The sequence below is a fragment of the Actinomycetota bacterium genome (assembly GCA_035697485.1).
In the GTDB taxonomy this organism is placed as follows: Bacteria; Actinomycetota; UBA4738; order UBA4738; family HRBIN12; genus JAOUEA01.
Window position 1 is genome coordinate 1 of sequence record DASSCU010000003.1, and the last position, 11186, is coordinate 11186.

An 11186-nucleotide genomic window follows, 5' to 3' on the forward strand; every position below is an offset into this window, starting at 1 on the left:
AGAAGGAGCGGTCGCGGTCATCACCGCGCTCGTGCTGGTCGCGCTGATGGCCGGCGTCGCGCTGACGGTCGACGTCGGCGGCCTGCTGCTGCGACGCCGTGCGATGGTCAACGGCGCCGACGCCGCCGCGCTCGCCGCCGCGCAATCCTGCGCCGATGCCACGCTCGGCACCCCCGAGACGAAGGCCGACGAGTTCGCGGCGAAGAACGTCCCGATCACCGACGGTGGGCTCACGGGCGGCATCATCACCGGTGTCGACCCCGAGAGCGGACAACAGTGGACCATCAACTGCGGCGTCGACATCACCGGGCACGTATCGGTGCGCTACGAGAGCGACCAGTCGCTGTTCTTCGCTCCCGTGCTGGGCTTCGACCAAACGTCGGAGGTCACCTCACGTGCCACCGCCTCGTGGGGCGCGGCCGGTGCGACCGGTCCGATCCCCCTCGTGATCTATCAGGGCTTCTTCCAGGGGAACCGGTGCGACGTGCCCAACGTGGCCGAGAACACCGTCTGCTACATCTGGGAGGACAACGACCTCTCCGGCGGCGGCGACTTCGGCTTCCTCGACGTCGGCGAGGGCTGGGACATCGGCAAGACCGATGACTGCAACAACTCCGGTGGATCCGACCAGCTCGCCGGCTGGATGAACGGATCCGACCCCGTGGAGATCCAAGACCTCAACTACCCGAACGCCACGTGGGTCTGCACGATCGAGGGCTCCCGAGGCAACAACATCGCCTGGCAGGCGCTCGAGGATCTCGCTGGCGAGGTCCGCGACTTCCCGATCGTCGGGGTGTCTCCGGGCGACGGTGAGCCCGCGCAGGTCTTCCCGCCGCAGCCCAAGTACAACGTGGTCGGGTTCGCCCAGTTCGAGATCGTGGGCGTCAACATGCCGAGTCAGGAAGCCTTGAGCTGCACGATCCCGCCCACCGCGACGCTCCCGTTCGACCTGATGGCGGCCTGTGCTTCCCCGGGTGACGGCTACATCGAGGGCAGCGCCAAGGCCAACAACGGAGCGAAGCTCACCGTCGATGCGAACGGCGTCATCACGGCGTGGAGCAAGAAGCCGAGCATCGTGACCTTCGAGACGACCGGGTCCGCCGAGTGCGGCGGCAACCCCCCTCCGAACTCGAGCGCTCACTGCCTGGTACTGAAGTGGAAGGGTGCCAGGATCGGTGGCGCCGAGCCCGGTGGCGGAGCCTACTTCGGTCTCCTCGCAGCGCAACTCTGTGACCTCCCGTACCGCAGCTGCCTCGAATGATGCGACCGGTCTTCCTGCGAGGCAGCTGAGGTCCCATCGGGGCGACCCAAAGCGGGCCATGCAGCCAGCGACCCCAGCGTGCCCGGGTCCCACACCACCCATCTACCCAGCGATAGCGTCCTCCACCGATGAGCGATGCGTGGATCCGCGCCCTCGTGGCGCTGCCGTTCGGGCTGGCGATCGGGAGCTTCATGACGGTCGTCGTGTCCCGCGTGCCGGCGGGGGAGAGCGTGCTGCGGCCCCGGTCACGGTGTCCGAGCTGCGGCACCGAGATCCGCAATCGCGACAACGTGCCGGTGGTGTCGTGGGTGCTGTTGCGGGGGCGATGCCGATCGTGCGGTGAGCGCATCTCCGGGCGGTACCCCCTGCTCGAGCTCTCCACCACGGTGCTCGTCGTCGCAGCCGCAGCGGCCTACGAGCGGATCTGGATCGCGGTCATGGTGGCGCTGTTCCTGTCGCTGATGCCGGCCCTGGCCTGGATCGACATCGAGCATCGCATCATCCCCAACCGCATCACGTACCCGGCGTTCCTGGGGTTCAGCGCGTACGTGGTGGTCGCGTGGCTCTTCGACGGCGGGACCGATCCGATTCGGGCGCTCGGCGGTGCCCTGCTCTACGGCGGCCTGTTGTTCGTCGTCGCGCTCGTGTCGCGAGGCATGGGCATGGGCGACGTGAAGCTGGCCCTGGTGATCGGGGTCGTGCTGGGGTCGATCGGCCTCGGCTTCGTCGGGGTGGCGGCCGCAGGTGCTGTGCTCTTCGGCGGGATCGGGGGGATCGTGGCTCTGATCGTGGGCCGAAATCGCAAGGCGATGATCCCGTTCGGACCGTACATGGCCGCGGGCGCGGTGGTCGGGGCGTTCTGGGGTGAGCCGATCGCCGACTGGTACCTGCGGTCGTTCAGCGCCACGCTCCTCTGAGCAGGTCGTTCGGCCCTCGAACATACGTTCAAACATCGTTCCTGCAGATGTTTGACTTGCCCTGTGGCCTGCTGTTTCGTGAGCAGCCTCAACAGCACTTCTGTCGTTTCATGTGACTCGTGTGAACTGGTGTGAACTGATGTGACGGAGGAGGCGGTATGGCCGATGTGCAGCCGTTCGTGACCGGAGCGTTGCTCACGGTTGCGGAGGTCGCCGCCGGCATGCGCGTGTCGAACATGACGGTCTACCGGTTGATCAAGAGCGGCGAGCTGCCCGCCGTCCGCGTCGGCAAGGGCTACCGCATCCGCGGATCGGAGCTGCAGCGCTTCCTCGAGGAGCGTTCCGTGCAGGTAGAGGGGGGCTAGTGGCCAGGGGGCGCATCGGCCTCGACATCGGCTCGACCGCGGTCAGAGCCGTCGAGCTCGCGGGGGGCGATCCGCCCACCGTGGTCAAGGCCGCCCAGGTGCCGCTGCCCGCCGGTGCCGTGGAGAACGGCGAGGTCAGGGAACCCGAGGTGGTCACCGATGCGCTGCGCGAGCTCTGGGAGCGCGGCGGCTTCAAAGCCAAGCGCGTGTACATGGGCGTGGGCAACCAGCGGGTCGTGGTGCGCGAGATCGCCCTGCCCTACCTGCCCGAGAAGGAGCTCCGGGCTTCGCTCGGCTTCCAGGTCCAGGAGTTCATCCCGATGCCCGTCGACGAGGCCGTGCTGGACTACGACCCGATCGGGGAATTCGAACAGGACGACCGCAAGATGCTGCGCATGCTGCTGGTCGCGGCGCAGCGGCAGATGGTCGACACGGTGGTGTCCGCCGTGACCGGCGCCAAGCTCGAGCCGGTCGGCCTCGACCTCGTTCCTTTCGCGATGGTGCGCTCGGTCGGCACGACCGGCGTCGGCATGGATCTCGAGGACGAGGGCGACGAGGCCGTGATCGACATCGGCGCCCACGTGACCAACATCGTGGTGCACGCGCGCGGCACGGTGCGGTTCGTGCGCATCCTCCCGTCGGGCGGGCGCGACGTGACCCTCGCGATCGCCCGCGGCATCGGTGTCGAGGACGACGTGGCCGAACGCCTGAAGAGGGGTGAGGAGGTCGAACTCGAGACGCCCCCGAGGGTCGACCAGGAGGACGGCGAGGAGGTGGCCGAGGCGCCCGATACCGGTCGGGTCAGGGAGATCGCGATGCAGCGGGCGGCGAGCTTCGTCGACGAGATCCGGTCGTCGCTCGAGTTCTACACGGCGCAGGCGCAAGGCGCTCGCATCGCGCGCGTGCTCGTCACGGGCGGCGGCTCGAAGCTGGAGGGGCTCCTCGAGCTCCTGCGCCAGCGTATCCCGGTCGAGGTCGAGGCGGGCCAGGTGTTCCAGCACGCACGCTCGCAGCTCTCGCTGTCGGCTGAGGCACTCGAAGAGGCGGAGCCGGTGCTCGCCGTGGCCGTCGGGCTCGCGATCCCCGGGAGGATCCCGTGAGCCAGGTCAACCTCCTTCCCCCCGATATCCTGCAGGCGCAGCGATATCGGCGCCTCACCTCAGGCGTGGTCGTCGCGGGCATCGTCCTGGTCGCGGCGGTCTTCGCTTACTACCTCTGGCAGAGCAACGAGCTGAGCAGCGTGAACGATGAGATCGTCGCGCAGGAGGCCACGAACGCCTCGATCCAGGCGAGCATCGCCGAGAAGCAGAAGTACGCCGACCTGCAGGCCGAGGCGCAGGCGCAGCAGCAGCTCTTGGCCGCGGCCTACGCGGGGGAGGTCTCGTTCTCGGCCCTGTTGATGGACTTCTCTCGCGTGATCCCGTCCGACGCCTACGTCAACAGCCTCGCGGTCCAGGCCGACCAGGCGGCGGTGGCTGCCGAGGGAGCGACCCCCGGCCTGATCGGCGGGATCACCGGCAGCGGCCAGGCGGTCAGCATCGACACGCTCTCGGTCTTCCTGACCCGGCTCGAGCAGGTGAAGGGGTGGGTCAACCCCTGGATGTCGACGGTGAGCAAGAACGAGGAGGTCAACGGCTACGACTACTCGGTGAGCGTGGATCTCACCGACGAGGTCGTGACCGAGCGAGGGAAGGAAGGGGCCGTCGATGCTGCGGGGTAGCCGGGCGCCGCTGATCGCCGGCGTCGGGGCCCTGGTGCTCGTCGGGCTGCTGATATTCCTCCTCGTGCTGCCGAAGATGGGGCAGGTCTCCGAGGCGAACGACCTGCTCGCGGCCGCGCAGGCCCAACAGGGAACGCTCGAATCGCAACTCGCCGCCCTGGAGCAGGCCGAGGCTGCCGCGCCCGAGGCGAAGGCGACGATCCAGGACGTGGAGCAGCGTATCCCGCCGACCGCCGACGAGCCCGGCATGTTGCTGCTGATCAAGAACGCGGCCGCCCGGGCGGCGGTGACCCTGGCGACGCTCACCCCGGGGACCCCAGCCCTCGACGCTGCGAGCGGGTTGTCGACGATCCCCGTTGCCGTGACGGCGTCCGGGAACTACTTCCAGCTCACGGAGTTCCTCTACAACCTCGAGACGCTGCCGAGGGCCGCCAAGGTGCTGAACATCACCCTCGCCCCGGGGGCCGGCTCCGACGCCACCACCACGACCGTGACGAACCTGTTGCAGCTGCAGGCCAACGTCGTGCTGTACACGAGCGACCAGAGCGCCGGTCCGGGCTCGGTGCCCGGCCCGACCGAGGACGCCGCCGCCGGAGGAGCCTGAGATGCCGCTGACCCCTCGTGACCGGCGCACCTTGATGATCGGCGGCGGCGTGCTCGGCGTGCTGCTCGTCGGCTTCCTCCTCATGAACCTGCTGTCCGGCGGCGGCGGCGACGAAGCGATCCCGACCCTGCCACCGATCACCTCCGGTCCGGGCGGGGGCGGAGGCCCCACCGAGCCCTCGCCGACCGGAGGCGTGAGCCCGATCCCGGTGTTCACGGGGCGCGATCCGTTCTCCGTGCCCCCTGCGCTCTCTCCGACGACCGCGACAACGTTCCCGCCGCCGTCGGGGAGCGTATCCCCACCGCCGTCGGGGAGCGTATCCCCACCCCCGAGCAGCCCCGCCCCCACGGCGCCGGGTGGCGGCTCCAGTGAGGAGGTCGGCGGCAAGACCGTGGTGCTCCTCTCCGTCTTCTCGAGCGGCGGTGAGCCGATGGTGCAGGTCGAGGTCGACGGGCAGGTCTTCAACAACATCGGCATCGGCGACACGTTCGACAACGGGCGATACGAACTGCGATCGGTCTCGGGTGACTGCGCGACGTTCCTCTTCGGCGACGAGTCGTTCACCCTCTGCGCCAACTCGACGAAGTAGGTCCCGAGCCGGGACCGACGGCTCCGGCGATCCGCCCACGGGGGGAGCGGTCGCCGGTTCGCGGGGGCGGCCTCCGGGCCGCCCCCGCATCACGTGGTGCTTCCACTATCTGCCGCCCTGAAGGCGGCGGTGGAGCGTTCCCTATGATGAGCGGATGCTCCGCATGCTCACGGCCGGCGAGTCGCACGGGAAGGCGCTCGTCGCCGTGCTCGAAGGCATGCCCGCGGGCGTGCCGGTCGATCCCGACGCCCTCGCGCACCAGCTCGCGCGGCGGCGCCACGGCCACGGTCGTGGGGGGCGACAGCGGTTCGAGTCGGACCGGTTCGAGATCCTCGCCGGGGTCCGTCACGGCCGCACGCTCGGCTCGCCGATCGCGGTGACGATCCCGAACCTGGAGTTCGAGGCGAAATACCGCGATCTCATGGGTGTGACCGGCGAGGAAGATCCCGCGGCGCGCCTCACCCGGCCACGGCCCGGGCACGCCGATCTCGCGGGCTCGCAGAAGTACGGGTTCGACGACGTGCGCAACGTGCTCGAGCGGGCGAGTGCGCGGGAGACGGCGGCCCGCATGACGGCGGGGACGTTCTGCCGGTGGTTCCTCGCCGAGCTCGGGATCGAGATCGTGTCGCACGTCGTGCGGATCGGATCGGTCAAGGTGCCCGCGCGGACCCCGCTGCCGACGCCCGCCGACGCGGCGACGATCGACCGCTCACCGGTGCGTTGCTTCCACGATGCCTCGTCGAAGGCCATGGTGGCCGAGATCGACCGACTCCGGAAAGGCCGCGAGACGGTCGGCGGCGTCTTCGAGGTGCTCGCCCACGGCGCTCCGCCGGGGCTCGGGTCCCACGTGCACTACGACCGCAAGCTCGACGGCCGACTCGCGCTCGCCCTGATGAGCATCCAATCCGTGAAGGGGGTGGAGGTCGGCGACGGGTTCGCGACCGCTGCTCGACCGGGTTCCAAGGCGCACGATGAGATCGTGGTCCGGGGAGGCCGCGTCACGCGCGCGACCGGCCGGGCGGGTGGCATCGAAGGCGGCATGAGCACCGGCGAGACGATCAGGGTGCGGGCGGCCATGAAGCCGTTCTCGACCGTGCCGACGCCGCTCGCGACGGTCGACATCGCCTCCGGTGAACCGGCGGTCGCGATCAAGCAGCGTACCGACGTCTGCGCCGTGCCCGCGGGCGGGGTCGTCGGCGAGGGGGTCGTCGCGTTCGAGCTCGCGAACGCCGTGCTGGAGAAGTTCGGGGGGGATTCGCTCCCGGAGACCCGTGGGAACCTCGAACGCTACCGGGAGGGATCGGCGTGATCGTCTACCTGGTGGGCATGCCGGGCGCCGGCAAGACGGTCGTCGGGCGGGAGCTGGCGGACCGTCTCGGGGTGCCGTTCGTCGACCTCGACACCGAGATCGAGCTGGAGCAGCGACGCCCGATCACAGAGATCTTCGTGTCGGAGGGGGAGCCGGCGTTCCGGGCGATGGAGGCTGCCGCGCTCGTCAAGGCGGGCGCGCACGACCCCTCGGTGGTGTCCTGCGGGGGCGGGGTGGTGCTCGAGCCCGCGAACCGGATCACGTTGCGGAACACGGGAACCGTGGTCTACCTCGACGTGCCGCTCGACGAGCTCCGGGCCCGTGTCAGGCCCGCGGAGGATCGGCCGTTGATCCACGAGGAAGGTGACCTCGAGCGACTGCTCGCCGAGCGAGGCCAGTTGTACCGGGAGTTCGCCGCCCACGTGGTGGACGGGAGCGGCGCGCCCGGAGATGTGGCGGACGCGATCGTCGAGGAGCTGCGTTGGTCCGTGTGACCGTGCCCATCCCCGAGCGCGCGTATGACGTCGTGATCGGCCGCGGGCTTCTCGTCGACGCAGCCCGCCATCTCCCGGAGTTCCCGAGGGCCACGCGGGCGTTCGTGATCGCGGACCGCGCGGTCGTCGATCGGGCGTTCGGCTCCCTCGCCGGTGGACTCGCACGGGCAGGCCTCGACGCCGTGCTGCTGACGGTTCCGTCGGGGGAGGAGGCGAAGACCCTGCAGGTCTCGGGCACGCTCCTGCATCAGTTGGCGACCCAGGAGGCCCACCGCGACGACGTCGTGGTGGCGCTCGGGGGTGGATCGACCGGGGACCTGGCTGGATTCGTGGCCTCCACCTACATGCGGGGGGTGCCGTTCGTGCAGGTGCCGACGACCCTGCTCGCGCAGGTCGACGCGGCGGTCGGGGGCAAGACCGCGGTCAACCTGCCCGAGGGCAAGAACCTCGTGGGCACGTTCTTCCAGCCCCGTGGCGTGTTGGCCGACGTCGAGACGCTGGCCACCCTGGACGAGCGAGACTTCCGGTCGGGGCTCGCCGAGGTGGCGAAGTACGCGCTCGCACTCGATCCAGCGCTGCTCGAGGGCCTGGAATCCGATCCGGGCCCGGTCCTCGCTCGGGATCCCGAGGCGCTCGAGTCGTTGGTGGCGCGGTGCGTGGCCGCGAAGGCGCGCACGGTCGCCAGCGACGAGCTCGACATGGGGTCGCGCCTCTTCCTGAACTACGGGCACACCCTCGGACACGCGCTCGAGCGGCTCGAGGCGTTCTCCGGGCGCACCCACGGCGAGGCGATCGCGGTCGGCATGGTCTTCGCGGCCCGCCTTGCAGAACGGCGCGGCCTGGCGTCGCCTGGGCTCGTCGGACGGACCACGCGGCTGCTGTCCTCGCTCGGACTCGAGGTGGACGGACCCCTCCCCCCGGTCGACGACATCACGACGGCGTTCCGCATGGACAAGAAGTTCCACGGAGGAGTCCGGTTCGTGCTGCTGCGTGCGGTCGGCGATCCGGTGGTCGTCGAGGACGTCGCCGACGACGAGCTGCGGACGACGATGCTGGAGATGGGAGCGACGGCATGAATGTGCTGTTCCTGTTCGGACCGAACCTCGGGGCCCTCGGCCGGCGCGAACCCGAGACGTACGGGGTCGAGACCCTCGAGCAGATCATGCGAGAGGTCGAGGCCCGGGCGGCGGCGCTCGGCCTCGAGATGGTGTGGCGTCAGTCCGACCACGAGGGCGATCTCGTCGGCTGGCTGCTGGCGGCCGCCGGCGACGGCCACGACGCGGTGGTCATCAACCCGGGTGCGTTGTCGCACTACTCGTTCTCGGTCCGCGACGCCGTGGAGGCCTGCGGGCTCCCGGTCATCGAGGTGCACATGTCCCACATCGCCGCTCGCGAGGAGTTCCGCCGGCATTCGGTGGTCTCCGAGGTGTGCCGGGCGACGATCACCGGTCTCGGGGCCGGTGGCTATCATCTGGCGCTGGAGGCGATGCCGTGGATCACCAGCTGAGACGAACTGCTCTGTCCGAGCGACTGCCCGACCTCGAGGTCGATGCCTACCTCGTGACCGGACTGACGAACGTGCGGTACCTGACCGGCTTCACGGGTTCCAACGGTCAGGCCCTCCTTACCCGCGACGCGTCGGTGTTCTTCACCGACGGCCGGTACACGGAGCAGTCCCGCCACGAGGTGCCCGACCTCGAGCGCGTGACGTACGGAGCCGCCTTCGGGGACGTGCTGGCCGAACAGGCAGCGCGTCTCGGGGTCGCGAGGATCGGCTTCGAGGCCCACCAGGTCACGGTCCGGGCCTATGAGCGCCTCGTGGCGGCCCTGGAAGGCCGGGAGCTGGTCGCCTGCGACGAGGAGGTCGAGCGCGTTCGCTGGGTCAAGGACGACGAGGAGCTCGAGCTGCTGCGGAGCGCCCAGGCCGTGACCGATCAGGCGTTCGATGACGTGCTCGACATGCTCGCGGTGGGTGTGAGCGAGCGCCAGGTGGCTCGACAGCTCGAGGCGTTGCTGCGCCGCGACGGCGCGGACGGCCTGTCCTTCGAGTCGATCATCGCGTTCGGCGAGAACGCTGCGGAGCCGCACCACGAGCCCGGGCATCGCACGCTCGAGGAGGGCGACGTCATCACGATGGACTTCGGGGCGTTGTTCGGTGGCTACCACGCCGATATGACGCGCACGGTCGCGTTCGGCGAACCCGCCTCCGAACTGAAGAAGATCCACGACATCGTGCGGCAGGCCCAGCAGGCGGGCATCGACGCCGTCGCGGAGGGCGTCACCGGCGCGGAGGTCGACGCCGCCGCCCGCGGGGTGATCGATGGCGCCGGCTACGGCGACCGGTTCACCCACGGGCTCGGTCACGGCGTCGGGCTCGACATCCACGAGGGTCCGAGGCTCGGCCGCGAGTTCGCCGAGCACACGTTGCCCGCGCGCGCGGTGGTCACGGTCGAGCCCGGCGTCTACGTGCCGGGCTTGGGTGGCGCGCGCATCGAGGACATGGTCGAGGTGACGCCCGACGGGTGCCGTGTGCTCGGCAACGCGTCGCGTGAGCTGATCGAACTGTAGGCCGGACGGTCCGGACGAGACGACATCGGGAGCTGAGCGTCGCGTGAGCGTTTCCACGAACGACTTCAAGAACGGCATGACCCTGGAGCTCGACGGGGTGTTGTTTCAGATCATCGAGTTCCAGCATGTGAAGCCGGGCAAGGGCGGCGCCTTCGTGCGCACGAAGCTGCGGAACGTGAAGAGTGGCGCCGTGCTCGAGCGCACGTTCAACGCGGGCGTGAAGGTCGGCCTCGCGATCGTCGAGCGCAAGGACTTCCAGTACCTCTATCCCGAGGGCGACAGCTTCGTCTTCATGGATCTGGAGACCTACGAGCAGGTGCACGTGCCCTCGGAGACGATGGGCTCGGCGAAGGACTATCTCACCGAGGGCGGCACGGCGCAGATCGCGATGCACGACGGCATCCCGATCGCGGTCGATCTGCCGGCGTCGCTGGTGCTCGCGATCACGAAGTGCGATCCGGGGGTGAAGGGCGACACGAGGACCGGCGCCCTGAAGCCGGCGACCCTGGAGACCGGGGTAGTGGTGAACGTGCCGCTGTTCGTCGAGGAGGGCGAGCACATCAAGGTCGACACGCGCACGGGCGAGTACATGGAACGCGTGAAGGTCTGACGGGTGGAGCGCCGGTGACGCCACGATGAGCACTCGCCGTCAGGCGCGGCGCGTGGCGCTCGACATCCTCTACCAGGCCGACGTGACCGGCGACGATCCCGAGCTGGCGCTCGAGTCGTGGATCGAGGCTGGGCGCGAGGTGCCTGCATTCGCGCGGGAGCTGGTCCACGGGGTCGCCGAGCACGGGCCCGGCATCGATCTCATGCTCGAGGAGCACGCGGAGGGGTGGACGGTGGCCCGCATGGCCGCCCTCGATCGCACGATCCTCAGGGTGGCGGTGGAGGAGCTGCGCTACCGTGACGACGTGCCCGACTCCGTCGCGATCAGCGAGGCCGTCGAGTCCGCGTCGGCGCTGTCCGCCGACGAGTCGAAGGCGTTCGTGAACGGCATCCTGGGCAGGATCGCCCGGGGCTGACCGAGGGAAACCTTGCGACGAAGGTCAGGCCTGGGTGGTCGGCGGGTCGGTCGGCTCGGAGGGCTGTGGCGTCGGGGTGGCCTTGGTGGCGGCGTCGTCCTGGTCACCCTCCTTCAGACCCTTCTTGAACTCACCCGACGAACGGCCGAGGTTGCGGGCGATCTCGGGGAGCTTCGTCGCGCCGAAGATCACGGCGATGGCCACGATGCCCACGATGATCCACTCGTTCATGCGGTTGCCACTTCCTTCCGATGTGGGGTCCGACCCTCGGGGATCGGGTCGCAGACATCAGTCTACGCCGGGGGTGTGGCGATGGCCACGAGGCCTCGTTGCC

Annotated in this window: 15 protein-coding genes; 14 read left to right on the top strand and 1 reads right to left on the bottom strand. The window is 69.6% G+C overall.

Annotated features, from left to right (window positions below; translation table 11 throughout):
- The 14 genes from VFI59_00085 to nusB form a co-directional block, all read left to right on the top strand.
- Positions 1-1261: pilus assembly protein TadG-related protein (locus VFI59_00085; GenBank protein ID HET6712099.1), on the top strand; the 1261-nt coding region annotated here is incomplete at its 5' end.
- A gap of 128 nt (positions 1262-1389) precedes the next feature.
- Entirely contained in the window at positions 1390-2178 is a 789-nt protein-coding gene (locus VFI59_00090; GenBank protein ID HET6712100.1) for a prepilin peptidase, read from the top strand.
- A gap of 158 nt (positions 2179-2336) precedes the next feature.
- The gene (locus VFI59_00095; GenBank protein ID HET6712101.1) at positions 2337-2543 is read left to right on the top strand and encodes a helix-turn-helix domain-containing protein; all 207 of its coding nucleotides are present in this window, start codon (positions 2337-2339) and stop codon (positions 2541-2543) included.
- The gene (pilM, locus tag VFI59_00100) at positions 2543-3643 is read left to right on the top strand and encodes a type IV pilus assembly protein PilM (GenBank protein ID HET6712102.1); all 1101 of its coding nucleotides are present in this window, start codon (positions 2543-2545) and stop codon (positions 3641-3643) included. The genes VFI59_00095 and pilM overlap by 1 nt, the downstream gene beginning before the upstream one ends.
- A complete protein-coding gene (locus VFI59_00105; GenBank protein HET6712103.1) occupies positions 3640-4263 on the top strand; it encodes a PilN domain-containing protein in 624 nt (207 codons plus the stop codon). The genes pilM and VFI59_00105 overlap by 4 nt, the downstream gene beginning before the upstream one ends.
- Positions 4250-4867, top strand: a complete 618-nt coding sequence (pilO, locus tag VFI59_00110) for a type 4a pilus biogenesis protein PilO (GenBank protein HET6712104.1) — start codon at positions 4250-4252, stop codon at positions 4865-4867. Before VFI59_00105 ends, pilO begins: the two co-directional genes overlap by 14 nt.
- A gap of 1 nt (position 4868) precedes the next feature.
- Positions 4869-5456: a hypothetical protein gene (locus tag VFI59_00115; GenBank protein HET6712105.1), complete on the top strand. Its 588-nt coding sequence runs from the start codon at positions 4869-4871 to the stop codon at positions 5454-5456.
- Between the two features lie 154 nt (positions 5457-5610).
- Positions 5611-6765, top strand: coding sequence for a chorismate synthase (gene aroC, locus VFI59_00120; protein ID HET6712106.1), 1155 nt, complete (start codon positions 5611-5613; stop codon positions 6763-6765).
- Positions 6762-7259, top strand: coding sequence for a shikimate kinase (locus tag VFI59_00125; protein ID HET6712107.1), 498 nt, complete (start codon positions 6762-6764; stop codon positions 7257-7259). Before aroC ends, VFI59_00125 begins: the two co-directional genes overlap by 4 nt.
- Positions 7256-8335 carry a 3-dehydroquinate synthase gene (aroB, locus tag VFI59_00130; GenBank protein HET6712108.1) on the top strand — a complete coding sequence of 360 codons (1080 nt, stop codon included), beginning with the start codon at positions 7256-7258 and terminating at the stop codon, positions 8333-8335. Before VFI59_00125 ends, aroB begins: the two co-directional genes overlap by 4 nt.
- The gene (locus tag VFI59_00135; protein HET6712109.1) at positions 8332-8766 is read left to right on the top strand and encodes a type II 3-dehydroquinate dehydratase; all 435 of its coding nucleotides are present in this window, start codon (positions 8332-8334) and stop codon (positions 8764-8766) included. Before aroB ends, VFI59_00135 begins: the two co-directional genes overlap by 4 nt.
- Positions 8751-9827, top strand: a complete 1077-nt coding sequence (locus VFI59_00140) for a Xaa-Pro peptidase family protein (protein HET6712110.1) — start codon at positions 8751-8753, stop codon at positions 9825-9827. Before VFI59_00135 ends, VFI59_00140 begins: the two co-directional genes overlap by 16 nt.
- 43 nt (positions 9828-9870) lie before the next feature.
- Entirely contained in the window at positions 9871-10437 is a 567-nt protein-coding gene (efp, locus tag VFI59_00145; GenBank protein HET6712111.1) for an elongation factor P, read from the top strand.
- 25 nt (positions 10438-10462) lie between these two features.
- Positions 10463-10852 carry a transcription antitermination factor NusB gene (nusB, locus tag VFI59_00150; protein HET6712112.1) on the top strand — a complete coding sequence of 130 codons (390 nt, stop codon included), beginning with the start codon at positions 10463-10465 and terminating at the stop codon, positions 10850-10852.
- 24 nt (positions 10853-10876) lie between these two features.
- On the opposite strand, the gene VFI59_00155 is transcribed toward nusB, so the two are convergent.
- Positions 10877-11083, bottom strand: a complete 207-nt coding sequence (locus VFI59_00155) for a twin-arginine translocase TatA/TatE family subunit (protein ID HET6712113.1) — start codon at positions 11081-11083, stop codon at positions 10877-10879.
- Positions 11084-11186: the final 103 nt, after the last annotated feature.